This window comes from Marinobacter sp. Arc7-DN-1 (genome assembly GCF_003441595.1).
In the GTDB taxonomy this organism is placed as follows: domain Bacteria; phylum Pseudomonadota; class Gammaproteobacteria; order Pseudomonadales; family Oleiphilaceae; genus Marinobacter; species Marinobacter metalliresistant.
In genome coordinates this window covers 1,393,669-1,412,538 of sequence record NZ_CP031848.1, presented here as the reverse complement: position 1 = coordinate 1,412,538, position 18,870 = coordinate 1,393,669, and the positions used below count along the sequence as shown (strand labels likewise).

General features: G+C 58.7%; 21 protein-coding genes. 14 read left to right on the top strand and 7 right to left on the bottom strand.

The window, feature by feature from the left end:
* Window positions 1-80 precede the first annotated feature (80 nt).
* Window positions 81-1,262 (top strand): M24 family metallopeptidase, encoded by a 1,182-nt coding sequence (locus D0851_RS06550; RefSeq protein ID WP_117617912.1) that lies wholly within the window; start codon window positions 81-83, stop codon window positions 1,260-1,262.
* Window positions 1,263-1,270: 8 nt separating this feature from the next.
* Here D0851_RS06550 and D0851_RS06545 read toward each other — a convergent pair whose 3' ends face one another.
* Window positions 1,271-1,549, bottom strand: a complete 279-nt coding sequence (locus D0851_RS06545) for a peptidylprolyl isomerase (protein ID WP_117617911.1) — start codon at window positions 1,547-1,549, stop codon at window positions 1,271-1,273.
* Window positions 1,550-1,732: 183 nt separating this feature from the next.
* On the opposite strand from D0851_RS06545, the gene D0851_RS06540 reads away from it, so the two are divergent.
* The 4 genes from D0851_RS06540 (at window position 1,733) to D0851_RS06525 (ending at window position 5,800) form a co-directional block, all read left to right on the top strand.
* Complete coding sequence (locus tag D0851_RS06540; protein WP_117617910.1) at window positions 1,733-3,319, top strand: ABC-F family ATPase; 1,587 nt, start codon at window positions 1,733-1,735, stop codon at window positions 3,317-3,319.
* A 179-nt stretch (window positions 3,320-3,498) separates the two neighbouring features.
* Window positions 3,499-4,068 (top strand): DUF1415 domain-containing protein, encoded by a 570-nt coding sequence (locus D0851_RS06535; protein ID WP_117617909.1) that lies wholly within the window; start codon window positions 3,499-3,501, stop codon window positions 4,066-4,068.
* Between the two features lie 82 nt (window positions 4,069-4,150).
* The gene (locus D0851_RS06530; RefSeq protein WP_117617908.1) at window positions 4,151-4,882 is read left to right on the top strand and encodes a spermidine synthase; all 732 of its coding nucleotides are present in this window, start codon (window positions 4,151-4,153) and stop codon (window positions 4,880-4,882) included.
* 15 nt (window positions 4,883-4,897) lie between these two features.
* Window positions 4,898-5,800 (top strand): NAD-dependent protein deacetylase, encoded by a 903-nt coding sequence (locus D0851_RS06525; protein WP_117617907.1) that lies wholly within the window; start codon window positions 4,898-4,900, stop codon window positions 5,798-5,800.
* Window positions 5,801-5,939: 139 nt separating this feature from the next.
* On the opposite strand, the gene D0851_RS06520 is transcribed toward D0851_RS06525, so the two are convergent.
* Together D0851_RS06520 and D0851_RS06515 are read right to left on the bottom strand one after the other, a co-directional pair.
* Window positions 5,940-7,352, bottom strand: a complete 1,413-nt coding sequence (locus D0851_RS06520) for a sodium-dependent transporter (protein WP_117617906.1) — start codon at window positions 7,350-7,352, stop codon at window positions 5,940-5,942.
* 91 nt (window positions 7,353-7,443) lie between these two features.
* Window positions 7,444-8,565: a Glu/Leu/Phe/Val family dehydrogenase gene (locus D0851_RS06515; protein WP_117620311.1), complete on the bottom strand. Its 1,122-nt coding sequence runs from the start codon at window positions 8,563-8,565 to the stop codon at window positions 7,444-7,446.
* 298 nt (window positions 8,566-8,863) lie between these two features.
* Between D0851_RS06515 and D0851_RS06510 the strand changes: the two genes are divergently transcribed.
* Window positions 8,864-9,616: an AzlC family ABC transporter permease gene (locus tag D0851_RS06510; protein ID WP_117617905.1), complete on the top strand. Its 753-nt coding sequence runs from the start codon at window positions 8,864-8,866 to the stop codon at window positions 9,614-9,616.
* Window positions 9,606-9,917 carry an AzlD family protein gene (locus D0851_RS06505; RefSeq protein ID WP_117617904.1) on the top strand — a complete coding sequence of 104 codons (312 nt, stop codon included), beginning with the start codon at window positions 9,606-9,608 and terminating at the stop codon, window positions 9,915-9,917. Before D0851_RS06510 ends, D0851_RS06505 begins: the two co-directional genes overlap by 11 nt.
* A gap of 173 nt (window positions 9,918-10,090) precedes the next feature.
* Here D0851_RS06505 and D0851_RS06500 read toward each other — a convergent pair whose 3' ends face one another.
* On the bottom strand, window positions 10,091-10,861 hold the full coding sequence (locus tag D0851_RS06500; RefSeq protein ID WP_117617903.1) for a DUF3750 domain-containing protein: 771 nt from the start codon (window positions 10,859-10,861) through the stop codon (window positions 10,091-10,093).
* A gap of 195 nt (window positions 10,862-11,056) precedes the next feature.
* Here D0851_RS06500 and D0851_RS06495 point away from each other — a divergent pair, with 195 nt between their 5' ends.
* Window positions 11,057-11,272, top strand: coding sequence for a dodecin (locus D0851_RS06495; protein WP_117617902.1), 216 nt, complete (start codon window positions 11,057-11,059; stop codon window positions 11,270-11,272).
* 13 nt (window positions 11,273-11,285) lie between these two features.
* Here D0851_RS06495 and D0851_RS06490 read toward each other — a convergent pair whose 3' ends face one another.
* From D0851_RS06490 to D0851_RS06480, 3 genes are all read right to left on the bottom strand, one after another.
* A complete protein-coding gene (locus D0851_RS06490; protein WP_227539467.1) occupies window positions 11,286-11,951 on the bottom strand; it encodes a hypothetical protein in 666 nt (221 codons plus the stop codon).
* A gap of 47 nt (window positions 11,952-11,998) precedes the next feature.
* Window positions 11,999-13,165: a GNAT family N-acetyltransferase gene (locus D0851_RS06485; protein ID WP_117617901.1), complete on the bottom strand. Its 1,167-nt coding sequence runs from the start codon at window positions 13,163-13,165 to the stop codon at window positions 11,999-12,001.
* Between the two features lie 62 nt (window positions 13,166-13,227).
* On the bottom strand, window positions 13,228-13,572 hold the full coding sequence (locus tag D0851_RS06480) for a hypothetical protein (RefSeq protein ID WP_117617900.1): 345 nt from the start codon (window positions 13,570-13,572) through the stop codon (window positions 13,228-13,230).
* Between the two features lie 178 nt (window positions 13,573-13,750).
* On the opposite strand from D0851_RS06480, the gene D0851_RS06475 reads away from it, so the two are divergent.
* The 6 genes from D0851_RS06475 (at window position 13,751) to D0851_RS06450 (ending at window position 18,816) form a co-directional block, all read left to right on the top strand.
* On the top strand, window positions 13,751-14,437 hold the full coding sequence (locus D0851_RS06475) for a response regulator transcription factor (protein WP_117617899.1): 687 nt from the start codon (window positions 13,751-13,753) through the stop codon (window positions 14,435-14,437).
* A gap of 8 nt (window positions 14,438-14,445) precedes the next feature.
* The gene (locus D0851_RS06470) at window positions 14,446-15,753 is read left to right on the top strand and encodes a sensor histidine kinase (RefSeq protein ID WP_227539466.1); all 1,308 of its coding nucleotides are present in this window, start codon (window positions 14,446-14,448) and stop codon (window positions 15,751-15,753) included.
* Window positions 15,754-15,804: 51 nt separating this feature from the next.
* Window positions 15,805-16,410 carry a YigZ family protein gene (locus D0851_RS06465; RefSeq protein WP_117617897.1) on the top strand — a complete coding sequence of 202 codons (606 nt, stop codon included), beginning with the start codon at window positions 15,805-15,807 and terminating at the stop codon, window positions 16,408-16,410.
* A gap of 85 nt (window positions 16,411-16,495) precedes the next feature.
* Window positions 16,496-17,023, top strand: coding sequence for a DUF4136 domain-containing protein (locus tag D0851_RS06460; protein WP_117617896.1), 528 nt, complete (start codon window positions 16,496-16,498; stop codon window positions 17,021-17,023).
* A 37-nt stretch (window positions 17,024-17,060) separates the two neighbouring features.
* A complete protein-coding gene (locus tag D0851_RS06455; protein WP_117617895.1) occupies window positions 17,061-17,417 on the top strand; it encodes a translation initiation factor Sui1 in 357 nt (118 codons plus the stop codon).
* A 145-nt stretch (window positions 17,418-17,562) separates the two neighbouring features.
* On the top strand, window positions 17,563-18,816 hold the full coding sequence (locus D0851_RS06450) for a D-amino acid dehydrogenase (protein ID WP_117617894.1): 1,254 nt from the start codon (window positions 17,563-17,565) through the stop codon (window positions 18,814-18,816).
* Window positions 18,817-18,870: the final 54 nt, after the last annotated feature.

Genomic DNA, 18,870 nt, shown 5'->3' with positions numbered 1-18,870 from the left:
TGCTGAAAGTTCTCTAAAATTTGTGAAAATGCAAATTCGGGTCCACTCTCCTTGTTAAGAGTAACCGAGGAGGTGCGACCATGGATTTTAACGCCTATCAGAAAGCGCTTCCGGCAGAACTAAGGGGCTCTGAATGCCCCTTCGGAGCGAAAGAATTTGACCATCGGCTTGCCCGGGTTAGGGACCGGATGGCCGCTGAAGACATGGACGCGCTGCTGCTGACAGACCCTTCCGATATTTTTTATCTGACCGGTTACAGTACTTTTGAGGTCTCCGTTCACGTTGCCCTGTTGGTCACCGGCTCATCCCTGCTGTTGCAGGTGCCGTCCATTGAAATGGGGCCGGCCATGGTGACCACCCGGGTTACCAGCGTTACCGGCTACCGGTGGGAAGGCATTGGCGAAGTGCTGTCACCATTGATTGATGCCCTCAATGGTTCCGCGGATATTGTCGGGATTGATGCCTGGCACGGTTCGCTCCGGCAGGGCGTGCTTGAAGGCCTGAAAGCAAGGCTCTCCAGCGTTCGGTTTGTTGATAGTGGCGGCCTCGTAAAGAAGATTCGCATTGTCAAATCCGCGGGTGAAATCCAGTACTTGCGCGAGAGTGCGCGTATCACCGCAGAGGGGTTAAAAGCGGCGGCTGCCGAAGTCCGGCCAGGGTTAACGGATAACGACATTGCCGCAGTTGGTGCCCGGGCCCTCCTGGAAGCCGGCAGTGAGTTCATGAGCATGCAACCCATCGTAACCGCAGGCCGGCGCAGCAGCGTGATTCACACCAACCACAAACGCTGCCGGATAGAGCAGGACGAGCCGGTGTTTCTGGAGTTCGGTTCCTCCTGGCAGCGCTACACAGCACCCATGATGCAAACGGTGGTGGCCGGAACGCCATCGCGGGAAATGCGACAGGTGTTCGACGGTTGTCGACGCGTTGTGGACGCCCTTCTGGCGGCAGTGAAACCGGGAGTGACCTTTGATTCTGCCGCCCATGCAGCGGAAAAAGCCCTGGCCCCCCTTGCCGGCACCGTGTTTTTCTCCGGCGTATTTGGCTACACCGTTGGTGCCCAGTTTCCGCCCTCCTGGGTGGAAGGTTCGGGCTTTATCGCACGCGGTGGTAACACGGAATTCAGTCCCGGAATGGTGTTCCATCTCCCGATTTGCCTGCGCGTGCCCGGGAAATGGGGTATCGGGTGCAGTGAGACAGTTCTGGTGACGGATGCCGGCGCGGAGCCGATTACGTCCAACCCCTGGACGCTCGGCTCCTGAGAATCAGATCAGTTGCGGCTGGTCACTTCCAGCAGGTGATAGCCGAACTGGGTCTTGACCGGGCCGATCACGGTGTTCAGCTCACTGTTGAATACGGCCTGGTCGAACTCGGGAACCATCTGGCCCGGGCCGAAAGAGCCCAGGTCACCGCCGTTTCGGCCGGAGGGGCATGAAGAGTGTTGCTTTGCCACTTCGGCGAAATCCTGGCCGCCTTCGATGGCTTTTTTCAGTTCTTCACATTTTGCTTCGCTGTCTACCAGAATGTGGCGTGCGGTTGCTTGTGCCATGTTCAATATCCTGTTGTCGGATGAATGGGTTAGTCAGAATGGGAATGCTGCCCGGACCGCACGCCGGAGGCAAGTGCTTTTTATCCGTGTTTCTGCGGCCTCACAGTCCTGCCTGCAAACCTGTACAATGCCGGCTTTCTTTTAGCCGGCGCCCGGCCGGCCCCACATCGACAGGTTTGTTTCTTGATTTCCACCGCCAATATCACCATGCAATTCGGGGCCAAGCCCCTGTTTGAAAATGTTTCTGCGAAATTCGGCAACGGCAACCGCTATGGTTTGATCGGGGCCAACGGCTGCGGCAAATCCACGCTGATGAAGATACTCGGTGGTGACCTCGAGCCCTCTGCCGGCCAGGTCATGCTGGAGCCCAACACCCGGCTCGGCAAACTGCGCCAGGACCAGTTCGCCTATGAGGACTGCTCGGTGCTGGACACCGTCATTATGGGCCATGAAGAACTGTGGAACGTTAAAAAAGAGCGGGACCGCATCTACTCCCTGCCGGAAATGAGCGAGCAAGACGGCATGGCCGTGGCGGACCTGGAGGTGCAGTTCGCTGAAATGGACGGCTACACCGCCGACGCCCGCGCTGGTGAGCTGCTGCTCGGCCTCGACATCCCGCTGGAACAGCACAATGGCCCCATGAGCGTCCTGGCGCCGGGCTGGAAGCTGCGGGTACTGCTGGCTCAAGCGCTGTTCTCCGATCCGGACGTACTGCTGCTGGACGAGCCCACCAACCACCTGGACATCAACACCATCCGCTGGCTGGAAAGCATCCTGGTGGCCCGCAACAGCACCATGATCATCATTTCCCACGACCGGCACTTCCTGAACAGCGTGTGCACGCACATGGCGGATCTGGATTATGGCGAACTGCGTCTGTTCCCGGGTAACTACGACGAATACATGACCGCCGCTACCCAGGCTCGCGAGCGCATGTTGTCAGACAACGCCAAGAAAAAGGCCCAGATCGCCGAGCTGCAGCAGTTTGTCAGCCGCTTCTCGGCCAACGCCTCGAAGGCCAAACAGGCCACCTCCCGCGCCCGCCAGATCGACAAGATCCAGCTGGAAGAGGTAAAGCCCTCAAGTCGGGTGAGCCCGTTTATCCGTTTCGAGCAGGGCAAGAAACTGCACCGCCAGGCCGTGACCCTCAGGAACATGACCAAGGGCTTTGATGAAAAGCCATTGTTCAGGAACCTGAACCTGCAGGTTGAGGCCGGTGAGCGGGTAGCGATCATCGGCCCCAACGGCATCGGCAAAACCACCCTGTTGCAGTGCCTGTCCGGCGCTTACGCGCCCGACAGCGGCGAAGTAAAGTGGACCGACAGCGCTGAAGTTGGTTACTTCGCCCAGGACCATACCGCAGATTTTGCCGATGATGACAGCCTGACTGACTGGATGGCCCAGTGGACCACCGGGGGCGAACAACTGGTTCGGGGTACCCTGGGGCGCATGTTGTTCTCCGGCGACGACATCGCCAAATCTGTCCGTGTGATCTCGGGCGGCGAGCAGGGGCGGATGCTGTTCGGCAAGCTGATTCTGCAAAAGCCCAATGTGATGCTGATGGATGAGCCCACCAACCACCTGGATATGGAGTCCATCGAGGCGCTGAACCTGGCGCTGGAGAACTATCCGGGGACACTGATTTTCGTCAGCCATGATCGGGAGTTTGTTTCTTCGCTGGCTACGCGCATCATTGAGCTTAAGGCCGACGGTGTTACTGACTTTAGTGGGTCTTATGACGACTATCTTCGTAGCCAGGGGTACCTCTAAGACTTAGACTCTGGGTGCGGGCGGACATGTGGGCCTGGCTTTCCAAAACACGCTCCTTGCGGCACGTCCATGTGACGCTTGGGCTCCGCCATCCATGGCTCCGCACAGTTTTGGAAAGCCAGGCCCACACGCCCGCTTCAATCTTGTGAGTAGCCTTCGGTCATTTTAAGGAAAAGAACATGGGCGAGATTGAAATAGTTAACACAACCCGCAAATGGGTCGAAGATGTCGTCGTTGGCTACAATCTGTGCCCGTTCGCCAAACGGGAACTGGTCCGGAACCGGGTTCGGTTTGTGGTGTCGGATGCAGGGACCGAAGATGAGCTTCTTCACGCTCTTCACTCGGAGCTTCAGCGTCTGGAGGACGAACCGGAGATAGAAACCACCCTGTTGATTCACCCGGGTGTATTGCAGGACTTTGCTTCCTACAATGAATTTCTGGATGCTGCGGATGGTTTGTTGGCGTATCTGGATATGGAAGGTGTTTACCAGATCGCCAGTTTCCACCCGGATTACCAGTTTGAGGGCACCGAGTCGGGTGCTGCGGAGAATTACACCAACCGTTCACCGTTCCCGATGCTGCACCTGTTGCGCGAAGCCAGCCTGGAAGCGGCGATTGACAGTTATCCGGATGTGGATGGGATTCCGCAGAGAAACATTGAGTTGATGGAACAACTGGGCGCAGAGAAGATGCGAAAGACTCTTGCAGCATGTTTCGGTGAGTCCGCCCCTGGGCGGAATGGGGAGTAACCGTTCCTTGCACAGATTTTCAGGCTGGGGACGGCAAACTCAGATTTATCGTTTCCACCGGATACCATAAGAGCCAGAACACATGGGACTGCTTTTCGAGCAAATTGACAGCCAACCCTCGGTGATCGGTGAGATCACCCTGCGCCGGCGTCGGATTCCGGCGATTGGCGACCGGGATATCTACGAGGTGAAGCTGGGCGAGGAATTCCTCATGTCCAGCATGTTCGTGGACGCCGAAGTTGCCCTCTCCGACATCGGACTGGGCGAAACCGAAGGTGAAAACCTCCGTGTGGTTGTCGGCGGACTCGGCCTCGGTTACACCGCCGTGGCGGCTCTCAAACACCAGCGGGTCGACGAACTGCTCGTGGTCGAATACCTCGCGCCTGTGATTGGCTGGCATCAGAAAGAGCTCGTGCCCCTGGGCAAAGACCTTAATGCCGACCCACGGAATCGCTACGTTCATGGCAGCTTTTTTGACCTGGCTATCGCCGACCCCGAAACCGGCGGCTTTGATCCCGATAACCCCGGCAAGCCATTCGATGCCATCCTCCTCGATATCGACCACTCGCCCCGGGCCTTGCTGCATGACTCCAGTGCCAGCTTCTACACCGCCAACAACCTTCGCCTGATGGCCCGGCAACTCCGGCCCCGGGGCGTGTTCGCCATGTGGTCGAACGAGGGCGAGGATGAAAAATTCATGGCCGTGTTGAATGAAGTATTCACCGATGTCGTCTGCCACGTCGTATCCTTCTTTAACCCGTTTCAGAACAGGGAATCGTTCAACACCGTGTATGTGGCCCGCAAGCCGGGCTGAGAAACCGGAGTTTGTATGCCTGTAACCACGCACCGCAGCCGACCTTTCAGCTCCAGTCAGCGTCTGCCCGAACCGGATCAGCCGCCGGTGTTACATGAGCCGGAAGAGGCGGGAGCGTTGCTGGCGGAGTTTATCCATCGCCACCCAAGGCTGCTGATTCTCACCGGTGCCGGGGTGAGCACCGATTCCGGCATTCCGGATTACCGCGATGGCGACGGTGCCTGGAAGCGTAAGCAGCCGGTTCAGCACCACGCGTTCATGGAGGATTTTCACTCCCGCCAGCGCTACTGGGGCCGTAGCCTGATTGGCTGGCCAGTGATGCGTAACGCTGTGCCCAACCCCTCCCACCGGTACATCTCCGACCTCGAGCTGCTGAACCACAGCAGCCTGGTGGTGACTCAGAATGTTGACCGGCTGCACCAGAAAGCCGGTACCCGGGCGGTGACCGATCTTCATGGCCGGGCGGATGAAGTGGTCTGCATGAGTTGCGGCTACCGCTGCCCACGGGACGAGGTGCACGACCGTTGTGTGGATCTTAATCCCGGATTCCGCAGGTATACCGCGGAGCGCGCGCCCGATGGCGATGCCGATCTGGAGGTGGATTTCTCGGATTTCCGGCCGGCGGACTGCCCGAGGTGCGAGGGTATTCTGAAGCCGGATGTGGTGTTTTTCGGGGATTATGTGCCCAAAGACAGGGTTTATTCAGCACTGGATGTGCTCAGGGCCAGCGATGGTCTGCTGGTGATTGGTTCGTCGCTGATGGTGTATTCCGGGTTTCGTTTCTGCCGCTATGCGAGAGAATGGAGCAAGCCCATGGCAACGCTTAACCTCGGCCGTACCCGGGCGGAGGAACTGGTGGACCTCAAGCTCAATGCCCGCATCGGCGAAACGCTTGAAGCCGCACTGAAGCAACTGTGACCGGAAGCTGGCGTTAAGTCGGGGTCAGATGAAAGCGTTCATCTGACCCCGGATTTTGATCCGGGATCAACTGAAGTGAAGGCGGGGTCAGATGAACGCTTTCATCTGACCCCTTTTTCACAGCTCTGCAGGGGCGGCTTCAGGCCAGGTTGTAGAGAAACACCGCGCTAACGGCGACCGGAGTGATGAAGCGTATCGTCACGTACCACAAACGGAACATTGGCGCGGACAGCGACAATTCGTTCTCCAGTGCCTGGCGGGACATCACCCAGCCGGCGAAGATTGCCACCAGAAGACCACCCAGCGGCAACAGGATGTTGGCGGTAAAGAAGTCCAGCAGGTCGAAGATGGTCTTGCCCTCCAACATCGGCACGAAGCCCAGTGGGGCGAAGTCAGCCCACAGGTTCAGGGACAGGATCGACGCAATACCCAGCGCCCAGCAGACCAGGCCGGCGCCCAGGGTGCTCACCGTGCGGTTCATGCCTTTCTGCTCTTCCAGCCATTCCACGATGGGTTCCAGCAGCGAAATCCCGGATGTCCAGGCGGCGAAAATCAGCAGCACAAAGAACAGGGTGCCAAACAGCGAGCCCATGGGCATCTGGCCGAAGGCCAGCGGCAGGGTCTGGAAGATCAGGCCGGGGCCGGCGCCGGGTTCCAGGCCGTTGGCGAACACGATCGGGAAAATGGCCATCCCTGCGAGCAGTGCCACGCCGGTGTCGATGATGGACACGGTAATGGACGTTTTGGCGATGGAGATGTTCTTGGGCAGGTAGGAACCGTAAGCCATCATCACCGCCATGCCAAGGCTCAGCGTAAAGAAGGCGTGGCCCAGGGCCACCAGGACACCGGAGGTGGTCAGCTTCGAGAAATCCGGCTGGAACAGGAAGGCCGCAGCACGACCAAAGCCGCCGCTGGTCATGGCGTAGCCGACTACGATCAGCAGCAGCACAAACAGCGCCGGCATCAGGATACTTACCGCTCGCTCAAGCCCGGAGCGGACGCCGCGGGCGACCACCACCATTACCAGCGCCAGGAACACGCTGTGCCACAGCAGCAGGGTTACCGGATCGCTGAGCAGCCCGGAGAATATCGCGCCAATGGCCTCTGCGGACTGGCCCGCAAGCTGGCCACTGGCGGCGGTTCCAACGTAGGATACGGCCCAACCGCCAATCACCGAATAGAACGACAGAATCAGGAAGCCGGCCAGCACGCCGACGGCGCCGATCATCCGCCAGACCGGTTTCAGACCGTCGCGCTCGGCAATCAGGCGCAGGCTGTTCACGGGGCTGTGGCCACCCCGGCGGCCAATCATGACCTCAGCCATCATGATCGGAATACCGACCACGGCAATGCAGATCAGGTATATCAGGACAAAGGCGCCGCCGCCGTTTTCTCCGGTAATGTAGGGGAACTTCCAGATGTTGCCGAGGCCAACGGCGGAACCGGTGGCGGCGAGGATAAAGGCGAGGCGCGATGACCAGAGGCCCCGTTTCGCATTGGAACCGTCAAGTGTCCCCGAATAGGTGGCGGAACCTGATGAATTGGCAGACATATCTTTCTCCTGGAGTACTTGTTTTTGTCAGGGATTGGAGCTCTGGAAGCTGCGGAGGTCTGCAACTTCCAGGGGATGCACAGGCGTCAGGTTACCCGGTGCAGGCCAACCGCTCAGGCGCCAGCCCGGCGCCGGCGGTGTGCTTTTTGAACCGTTCTTCCGCCAGTTCGTTGGCGATCTCACCGGTCGGGCGGCCCGAGCGGTCAGAACGGTTAAAGATTTCGGCCAGGGTGTCGCCGATGGTGTCCACATGGGCGCGAACCGTTTCCGGCGTGGCACCGGTGCGCTCGTAGAACACATCAATGATGCCACCGGCGTTGATGGCGAAGTCCGGTGCATAGAGAATGCCCCGGCCCCGCAGCATGGTGTCATGCTCCGGGTGTTCCAGCAGATTGTTCGCGGCGCCGGCCACGATGCTGGCCTGCAGCTGCGGAATGCTGCCATCGTTCAGTACCGCGCCCATGGCGCAGGGGGCGATCACGTCCACCGGCAGGAACAGGATGTCCTCGGCCGCTGCCGGCCTGGCGCCCAGCTGATCCACGGCCCGCTGCATATTATCTTCGTGGATGTCATACACCCACAGCTCGGCGCCGGCTTCCTTCAGGTGTTTCGCCAGCCGGAAACCGACATTGCCAATGCCCTGAATGGCCACTTTCAGCCCGTTCAGGCTATCCTGGCCCAGTTTGTGTTTGACCGCCGCTTTCAGGCCAATAAAGGTGCCGTAGGCTGTCGCGGGTGACGGGTCGCCGTTGCTGGGGTTGCCGTCAAACCCGGTGCGCGAGGCGATTCCGGCGACGTGACGGGTGTGCCGGCCCATCACCTTGAGGTCGGGTACGCTGGTGCCGGAGTCTTCCGCCGCGATGTATTGGCCGCCGAGGCTTTCCAGGTGGCGACCCATGGCTTCCATCAGGGCTTCGGTTTTCTGTTTGCGTGGGTCACCGATAATCACGGACTTGCCGCCTCCGAGAGCCAGGTTCGCCAGGGCAGACTTGTAGGTCATGCCTCGTGACAGTCGCAGCACGTCGCGCAGGGCCGCTTCATCCGAAGCATAAGGGAACATCCGGCAGCCGCCCAGGGCCGGGCCGCGGGAGGTGTTGTGGATGGCCACTATGGCTTTCAGTCCGGTTTCCGGGTCGCAGAAAAAGGACAGGTGTTCGTGGTTGTCGAATTCAGGATGGCTGAATACGTTTATGGAGGGGGTGCTATCGAGCATTTTGAAATCCTCTCCCACCTGGCCGGATCTCGGCATGAGCGGGTATCTTGTTCTTGTCGTCCGGCTTATGGCCGGCAGTTTGATTTCATCGGTCCGGATTCCCATTGGGAAATGCCCTTTTGGGGCTGGACAGGAACAAATTAGCGACGATTGACGTTAACGTCAATTTCAAATTGGTGAATGGCTGGCAATTTTCATGAGTTATTCAACTAACGGTTTGAGCTTCGGGCAAAAATTTTTTGCCGCATGGTGGTTTTTACCTATTCGTTTTTAACGAGTTACCGCATAGCTTCCTAAGATGTCTGCCACTACCTATTCGTATCAGATTCAGCCGCATAAAGTGCGTGCGGAATTCCTCCGTCTCTTACCCATCTCGCTGTTTGTGATGGCGTTTGGCGCTGCCTTCGGCCTGGCCGCGACCCAGAAGGGGCTTCAGCCGCTGGAGGCGATCCTGATGAGTACCACCGTTTTCGCCGGTGCCGCCCAGTTTGCCGCCATCGATATGTGGGGCAGAGAGGTTTCGGCCCTGCCTCTGGTGGCCGTGGTATTTGCCATCAATTCCCGTCATCTGTTGATGGGGGCTTCGCTGTACCCGATGCTCAAGGACCTGTCACCCGGCAAGCGGTATGGTCTGTTGTTGCTGCTGACGGATGCCAACTGGGCGGTTTCGGCTCAGGAATATCAGAGTGGCCGGCGTAACCTTGAGGTGATTCTCGGTGGCGGGCTGGTGCTCTGGCTGGCCTGGATTGTCGGTACCTGGCTGGGTGTTTACTTTGGCGGCTTGTTGCAGAACCCGAAAGCCCTGGGGCTGGATATGGTTCTGGGGAGCTTCCTGCTGGCCATGGCACTGGGCGGCAAGAAATCACCGAGGGTGCTGGTGGCCTGGACCGTTGCGGCGCTTGCCTCGCTGGCGGCCTGGAAATGGCTGCCGCCGAATTCCCACGTTGTGGTGGGCGCCCTGGCCGGTGGCGCGATCGGGTTCTTCTGGCTCGAGCGCAAGCCTGCCATCGATGCGGAGGCAGATACGGAGGAGGGCGCCCATGATCATTGAAACCACCACAGCTGGCATCCTGTTTCTGATTGCGATCATGACCGCCGTTACCCTGGTGACCCGCTTCGGCGGGGTATTCATCATGTCCTTTGTAAAGATCAGTCCGCGGATTGAGAGTTTCATCAATACCATGGCCAGCTCGGTACTGATCGCCATTATCGTGCCCATGGCGGTCAGCGGTGACGCGGGGGCTCTCGCAGCCTTGCTGGTAACCGCAATAACCATGCTTGCATTGCGTAAACCGCTGCCAGCCATCGCTGCCGGCATCGCGGCGGCCGGGATCGTGCGTTATCTGGCGTAAGCTGCCGATTCCAGGCTGATTGGAATTCTCTAGCCTCTGAAACCCTGCATCGGAGCAAGGAACAGGCGGGCAGAGCCTCCCAAAAACCGCTGTGAATACGTCCATGTACGCTTGGCTCCGCCATCCATGGCTCCGCACATTTTTGGAAGGCTCTGCCCGCCTGTTCCCCCTGGCTAAGGAGTGGTATCGGGCATTGGGTTCGTGTTTCGCAACGCGAGTTCTCCAACACCGGGAAGTTTGATGCCCAGCGCCAGCGGATTAACTCCGAACGACAGTCCCAGCACATTCAGCTCCAGACCTTCCCTGATTCCTGCCAGCAGACCGAAATAGCCTCCCAGTGAAATCTGGTAACCGGCCCCGCCCGGCACCTCCGCGACGAACTGATCACCCAGGTAATCCTTGCCAATCGCATGGCTTGGCAGTGCAACTTCGAGCCCCGGCACCTCCCGGATCACCCAGGCAACGAAGGTATTGCTGTTGGGTCCGGGCCAGGCTTCGTACTCGGTCGGGTAGGGGTAGGATTTCACGGCCTGGTAGATATCGGGGATCAGTTTCTCTGCTTCTTTGCCCCGTATGTCCGCATACAGCTCCGGCTTCGCGCCGTACCAGTGTCGGTCCGGTTCACCCGGTAGGGAGTTGACCACATAGTGGCGCCAGCCGGTGACCTCGTGAACACGGTAATAGCTGGCACCTTTCTCCTTGGTGGCAATCCAGGTGTGCACCGAAAAATAACCGCGCCAGCTCCAGGCCCGTGCGCCATAAACCTGCACGATCGCTTCCTCGGTTGTCTCCGGTGCCGGTGCGATGCCCGCGCTCTCCCGGGTGGCGGTCTGCCAGCTTTCCGCGCCCTGCAGGCTGCCGCTGGTGGCCAGGAGGATTGGTCCGGAAAGCAGGAGTAGCAGACCACCAAGAAGCCACCCGATGTATTTGAAAAATCGTTTCATGAACCTGTCCAGTGTGGTCAGACCTTCGAGACTTGGTCAGCGCCGATAAGTTCCGGGCCTGCAGAAGGATTGCAGTGAAGGAGTACGATCGCGGTTACCTCGCGGATGAGCACTGGGTGGTGCCGTGGTTTGCCGGAGCGAAGCTTGTCTTCTAGGCTCAGGGGTATCACGAACAAATTTTCAGCGAGGCCTATTATGTCTGACCATCATGTTTACAAGAAAGTGGAGATTGTTGGCTCGTCCAAAAAAAGCATTGAAGACGCCATCGAAAGTGCGCTTGAAGAATGTGGCAAGAGTGTCCGCAACATGGAATGGTTTGAGGTGACGGAAACCCGTGGCCACATCGTTGAAGGCAAGGTGGGCCACTATCAGGTGGTAATGAAAGTGGGTTTTCGTATTACTGACAGCTAAGGCCCACTGGTCTTCAGCTACTTCGGATGGCCCGTTGCCGGATTGATGACGCCAGCTGATTGATCAGGTCCCGGGCTTCTCCCTCATGCAGACTGTGGCATTTGTCCTGCAGGACCCGCCGGTCGTGGTTCGATGAGGCGCTGGTGACGTCTTTAAGAAGATCCAGATACTGGCAGGCAGCCAGGTGTGCCTTGATTTCGGCGTCAATCAATCGTGTGACCAGTTCATCTACGGATTCACTGCAGAATGGGCGGTTCCTGTTCAGAAGGTGACGCGCTTCCAGGGCGGCGTTCCGGGATTCCAGCCTCAACTCCCCTGCGGGCTCACCCGCTTCTACGGCCCTCAGGAAGGTGCCCAGGCGCTCGTAAAGTTGCCACACCTGTGGCCAGATCTTACTGTAGGCCTCCATCTCGGTATGGTAGCGGGCTTCCTCAAATGACGAGGTCGCCCCAGCGCTTCCGGCATCGCCAGGACGGTTGAATTGCGCCACCCGAATGTCATCTAACTCACGCCAGAGCGTGTCGCACTTCTCGCGTAAGCTCGCCAGCTGGTCCCGGTTGCGGTGTCGGGCGCCGGAAATAAGACTAAGGGAAATCAGGGCCAGCAGTAAGGCTCCCGCAGCGACCAGCAGCGGCAAATTGACTGATGAGAGCATGCGCCAAAGCGCGTCCGTGTCCATGGTATCTGACCCCGTCGAATTCCTGTCTCGGACTTTCAGTATAGAAGCTAATCCTGCCCCTGCTGTCGGAAGGGCAGGACAGATCTGGCGTCTTCAAAGTAATCGAGCACGTGGTCTGCTTCTTTCCGGGTGAAGTTTCCGATGGCCTCGCGAAAGCCCGGGTGCAGAACGCCATGCCAGGAATGGGTAATAACGGGCTCAAAGCCCCGCACCAGTTTGTGCTCGCCCTGGGCGCCGGCGTCGATGTGCGTCAGGCCCAGGTCCATGGCCAGCTCGATACCCTGATAATAGCAGGTCTCGAAGTGCAGGTGGTTGTATTCGTCCCGGCACCCCCAGTAGCGACCGTACAGGATGTTCTCACCGGCCAGGAACAGTGCGCCGGCAATCAGTTCGCCTTCGCGAACCGCCATGATGAGGTGCACATGCCCGGGCAGTTGCTCCAGAAGAAGTTCAAAGAACCGCTTGTTCAGGTAGGGGCGCTGGCCACGCTTCAGGTAGGTTGCCTGGTAGAACACGTAGAAGGCTGAGAGCACATGGTCCGGGATGCCCCGACCGTGAAAGCGGGCAAAAGAAATTCCTTGCTCGGCCACCTGCCGACGCTCCTTGCGGATGGATTTGCGCTTGCGTGAATTCAGCGCTCCCAGAAAATCCTCGAAGTTCCGGTAACCGTGGTTGTGCCAGTGGAACTGGCAGCCGATGCGGTGCAACTCCCGGTCATGATGGAGCAGCTTCTGGTCATCGCTGTCCGGAAACAGCAGGTGCCAGGAGTGGGCACCAAGCTTTCTGGTCAGCGTATCCAGCAAGTCATGAAGCTGTTCCGGTCTCAGTTGGCGGCGCAGATCCGGATCCAGCAACAACCTGGGGCCTGCGGAGGGTGTAAAGGGAACGGCGATCAGTAACTTCGGATAGTAATCGAGGCCATGACGTTGGTAGGCATTGGCCCAGGCCCAGTCAAAAATGTATTCACCCATGGAGTGGCTTTTCAGAAAGGCCGGTGCTATGCCGACGATTTTACCGGCCATTCGGAAAACCAGGTGACTTGGCGTCCAGCCAGTAGCCGCAGAGGTGCAGGCAGACGCCTCCAGCGCCTGGAAGAACTCGTAGCGGAGAAACGGGTTGGTGCGTCCTGCCAGTCGTTGCCATTCCTGCGCAGGAATGGCAGTGATGCTGTCACAGGTTTCCAGGGTGAGGTCGGAAAGTCCGGATTCTGGCATGGTCGGGCAGTACTCCTTGATCTACCCGATACCATACGTCAGAACCCGGCTTCTGATCACCCCTAGGATTTGGCGCAGCGTTTTTTCAGTTCCTCCTGCCAGTTTTTCATGCGCTTCTCGTGCTTTTCGCGCCTTTCTTCGTGCATCTGGTTCCAGATTTCACGCTGCTCATCGTTCAGCTTGAGGCGCTCGGCCATAGCCTCACGACGCTCCGCCATCTCTTGCTGGCGTTCTTCCCTGTTGAACTTACCTTTGCCATCTTTGAGGTTCTCACACATCTCCGCCATGTCATGTCTGTCGCCCCGATGCTTGTAACCGTGATCGTCAGCCATGAGGGCCGGGCTGCTCATCAACAGGGCGGAAGCAAGGGCGCCTGCGGCAAGGATTGAACTGGTGCGTGTTTTCATAAAGCTATTCTCCAATAGTTGCTGCGTTGGCAGCTGTTGCGTTAACGGTTGCTATGTTAGCGCCACCTTTCGTCAACGAGCGTCAGGTCTGTGTAAAGGTTCTGCAAAGGAAATTACGCCGAATCAGCGGCTTGTCGTGAGCGTGTTAGACTTCTTGCAGTCAAGGTGGAGAGCAAAGATGCAGAGCAGGGTTTTACTGGTCGAAGACGATGATGAATTGCGAGAGCTTCTGGCCCGCTATCTGAACAATCAGGGCTTCTCCGTCCGTGAAGCGGCCAATGGCCGGGATGGTCTGGCTCTGGCGTTGGGACAGGACTGCGACATTGTTGTTCTGGATATTATGCTGCCAGATATCAGTGGGCTTGAGGTGCTGAGAGAGCTCAGGGCAGAAACTCACTTGCCGGTTGTGCTGCTGACGGCCAGGGGCGATGAAACCGACCGGATCGTCGGGTTTGAAGTCGGTGCCGATGATTACATTCCCAAACCCTGCAATCCCCGGGAACTGGTGGCTCGTTTACAGGCCCTGTTGCGCCGGATTGCCTGGGATCAGAAAACAGAGGTCAATGCTGCCCGGACTTATGGTGATCTGAGAGTCGAACCGGGCCATCGCCGAATTTATCAGAACGATAAAGCACTGGAACTGACGGCCACGGAATACGAAGTGCTGCAGGTTTTGCTGGCCCACGCCGGCAGCGTGGTTCGCAAAACCGATCTGATGCAGTGGGCGTTGGGTCGAAGGCTTGAGGCCTACGACCGGACCCTGGATATGCATGTCAGTAATCTTCGAAGGAAGCTGGGTAACGAGGATCCACCGAGGATCGAAACCGTGCGAGGTCTTGGCTACAGTTATCGGGTACCGGAATGAAGCATCAGGTGATATTTCCACTTTTCTGGCGGATCTTTTTTTCGATCTGGCTCGCCATGGCCCTGACCGTTGTGGTCAGCAACATAGCGACCCGGGTGCTTCTCGACCGGGAGCGGCAGGCCATTGAGCGGCAGGCGGGACTGCTGGACCTTGCCAGGGAAGCGGTAAAAATCCGTGAATCGGGCGAGCGGGGCAGTGTCTGGCGTTTTCTCAAGTCAGAGGGCGAGCGACTCGATCTACACCTGATCCTGCTTGAAAAAGATAAAAATGATGGCAGGCTGCCCCCGCACATTCGTGAGCGAATGGATTCGCGCTGGTATCCGCAGAAGCCTGCGGTGTTGGATATCAACGAGGATTATCGCCTGGTGGCATGGCCAAGGGCCGTGGGGGAGGGCTGGTTGGACCCCCGGTTTTTCCGAGTCATTGAACTCGGCCTTGCCTTCGTGATGATTTCCCTCGCGTGCTGGTGGATTGCCCGGCGGGTATCCCGCCCTCTCAGGCACATGGAAACAACGGCCCAGGCAATTTCACGGGGGGGCAATTCGCTTCGTGTAAGTGATCGCATTGCCCGGCGTAGAGACGAAGTGGGGCAGCTGGCAACGGCCTTCAATGCCATGACGGAGCAGCTGTGCAGCCTGCTGGAACGGCAGAAACACTTGCTCCGGGATATTTCCCATGATCTTCGGACACCGTTGGCACGCCAGCGTATTGCCATTGAGCTGGCGAGCGAGGCCGGTGCAGATGAGGAGCTGATGGCCAGCATTCTGCGCCAGAACGAGCGACTCGATACGATGACGGGCCAGATTCTGACACTGTACCGGGTAACCGAAGCTGGCGGGGATATTGAGCGTGAGCCCCTGAAGCCGGTAAAGGTGATCAACCGGGTGTTGCAGGATGCGGCGGATTACGCGGAGCATCAGGGCGTCGACTGCAAACTTGTTGCCTCGCCGGAAAGTGCCGGCACCTCGGTGCTTGGCGATGAGGGGCTGTTGCAGCGGGCGATCGATAATATTCTGCAGAATGCCCTGGACCATACTCCGCCAGGCAAGGCCGTGAAACTTGCCCTATCGGTCTCCGATGGGTGGCTTAGTCTGGCCGTTGAAGATGATGGCCCGGGGGTCCCGGAGGAGGCACTGTCACACCTGTTCGAGCCGTTTTTCCGGGCCGATAAGTCCCGGGGTGGAACGGGCTGGGGGTTGGGGCTGGCTATTGCCAGAGATATCGTTTCCGCTCACGATGGCCGGATTGATGCAACCATCGCGGAGGCGGGCGGCCTGAGGGTGACGGTTCGCCTTCCGGTGTTTATCGGTGGGTGAGGGCGCCGGCTCGCTGCTGTATTTGTCGTCAGAGGCCATAGGTCATTTTCCATGAAAAAAGATTACCCGGTTCCTGCGGGATACCTTGAGCGGGAAACGGAAGTGAAAAAAAGCCGTTTTATCGCGCGGGTAGCCCCGGTGGGCTCCCGCGATGAGGTGAAAGCCTGGCTGGCGCAGGCCCAAAAAGACCACCCGGACGCCCGCCACATCTGCTGGGCCTACCAGATTGGCCGCCCCGGCTCCGCGGCCGAGGCCGCCATGAACGATGACGGCGAACCTTCCGGAACCGCCGGAAAGCCCATACTGAATGTGATTCAGTACAAGGATATGGGCGATGTGCTTGTGATGGTCATCCGGTATTTCGGGGGCATTAAACTCGGTGCCGGAGGACTGGTGCGGGCCTATGCGGGTGCTGCCGAGCGTGTTCTTTCTGCGGTAGACCGGGTTGTCCGGCAGCCCGTGATTGAGGCGCGGGTTACCCTGTCTTTCGCCGACGAGCAGCCTCTGAGACACTGGTGCGAGTTGCATGGCGCGTCGGTGGACTCGGTCGATTACGGTCCGTCCGTGCATGCCCGCGTGTCGGTCCCGGAGAACAGGGCGCAGCAATTCGGGGCCTTCTGCGATGCCCAGAAACTGGATTACAGTTTTGAAAGGTGATGGGTCTGAAGGGCACCCTCGCGCGTTTCGCGTTTCCTGTGCGTATACTGGTTATCAGTTAAATCCTCCATTGAGGGAAGAAGTGATGATGCGTTTACTGATGTTGTCGATAGTCGCACTGGCCATGACCGGTTGCGCCAGCAATGTGGTGACAGACTACAACTCGTCTGTGGTTTTCGGAAACTACACGTCCTGGGCGTTTGTGCCTGGCACGGAGTCCTCCTTTGTCTCCCTGGACGGCAACCGGGTGCGGAGCGCCATTGAAAGGGAGCTTAATCGCAAAGCGCTGCTGCAGGTTCCGGAGGCGGAAGCCGGTTTGCTGGTGAGCTGGCAGATTGTTCCCGAGGACAGACTCGAGCAGACTGGCCTGGGACTGGGGTTCGGCTTTGGCCACGGGAACTTTGGTTGGGCGTTGTCCGCGCCGCCTCCGGTTCGCGAAATCAAAGAGGGTAAGCTGGTGGTCGAGCTGGCGGACAGCAAGTCCAAGCAGGTTGTATGGCGGGCTGCCAGTCGCCGCTATCTGAACGAGAACCAGTCGCCCGAAACCCGGAGAGCGCTGATCGACGAGTTGGTGGCTGAAATGTTTACCAAGTATCCTCCCGGCCTTGACTGAAAGATGGAGTGAGCAAAACAGGCAGCACGGAGACAGAATGAAGAAGCGATCTGAGGGCGGGCTGGTTTTTTCAACCGGGCTGGGTCGAATGTGCCCGGGTTGCAGAAACCCCGTCGCTGACTGCACCTGCGGTGATTCCAGGCGGCCCGCCGGAGACGGCATTGTCCGGGTTAGCCGCGAAACCAAAGGGCGCAAGGGCAAGGGCGTGACCCTGATCACTGGCATTCCCCTGGACGACAAGGAACTCAAGGCCTACGCAAAGATTCTCAAGGCGAGGTGTGGTACCGGGGGCACCGTGAAAGACGGCGTTGTTGAAATTCAGGGTGATCAGCGAGACATCCTGGTGCCCCTGCTGGAGCAGAAGGGCTGGGCAGTCAAGCGCGCCGGTGGCTGATGGTATAACACGCAATCACCGGACGCTCACATTACAATAGTGCCCTCAAGCAACAAATCCCAAGTTCCAAATTGACCGGAGTCTGGCCGGAAAACCCCGGGGTATACCCCCATGGGTTGCGGGTTCCGTTTGACCGGAGGCAAGCATGCATATACTGGTTTTGGGTGCAGGCGTCGTGGGCGTAACAACGGCCTGGTTTCTTCAGACGCAGGGGCACCAGATTACCGTTGTTGACCGGCAGAACCAGGCGGGTCTGGAAACCAGCTACGCTAACGGTGGTCAGATTTCCGTTTCGCACGCCGAACCCTGGGCTAAACCGTCGGCTGTCCTGAAAGTCCTGAAATGGCTCAGCCAACCGGATGCGCCCCTGTTGTTCCGGCCAAAGCTCGACCCTGCCCAGTGGCGCTGGGCGCTGTCCTTTCTGGGGGAGTGCACCTCTGCCAGGGCAGCTCACAATATTCGTCAGATAGTCAATCTGGGTACCTATAGCCGTAGCCAGTTACAGGCGCTGCGCAAGGTTGCCAATGTGCAATACGACCACCTCGAGAAAGGCATTTTGCACTTCTACACCAATCCTGCCGAGTTTGAGGGTGCCAAAAAGCCTACCCGGATCATGCAGTCTCTTGGCTGCGACCGCCAGATTATCGATGCCGATCAGGCGGTTGAACTGGAGCCGGCCCTGAAACCCATCCGGAACCGGATTGCAGGGGCAACCTACACCTCCGAGGACGAATCCGGTGACGCCCGGATGTTTACCCAGAACCTGGCCCGGCGTTGCGCGGAGGCGGGTGTGGCGTTTCGATACGGCACCCGGATCCTCGGTTTTGAAGAGGCGGGTGAGCGAGTGCTGGGCGTTCAGGCACTGACTGATGGACGCCATGAGACACTGCGGGCGGACGCCTACGTTCTGAGCCTTGGCAGTTACAGTGCCGCACTGGCCCGGCAACTGGGTATCTTCCTGAATATCTACCCGGCCAAGGGCTATTCCATTACCGTGCCGGTCAGGAATGAAGAAGCGGCGTTCAAGGTCAGCCTCACCGATGATGAATACAAGCTGGTTTACTCACGTCTTGGCGATCGGATCCGTGTCGCGGGCACGGCGGAACTCAGTGGTTACAGCCGAAAACTCAATTACACCCGTTGCCGCGCCATCGTCCGCCGCACCGCGGAAGTGATGCCCGAGGCAGGCTATTGGGACCGGGCCGAATTCTGGACCGGCTTGCGCCCGGCCACGCCTTCCAACGTTCCGTACATTGGCAAAAGCCACTACGCCAACCTCTACCTGAATACCGGGCACGGTACGCTGGGCTGGACCCACTCCTGCGGCTCGGCGGCGGCCCTGGCCGATATTATTGATGGTCGCACGCCGGAGGTGGATTTTACGTTCTCCGGACTGTAAAGACTGAAAATGGGGTCAGATGAAAGCGTTCATCTGACCCCTTTTTCACACAGC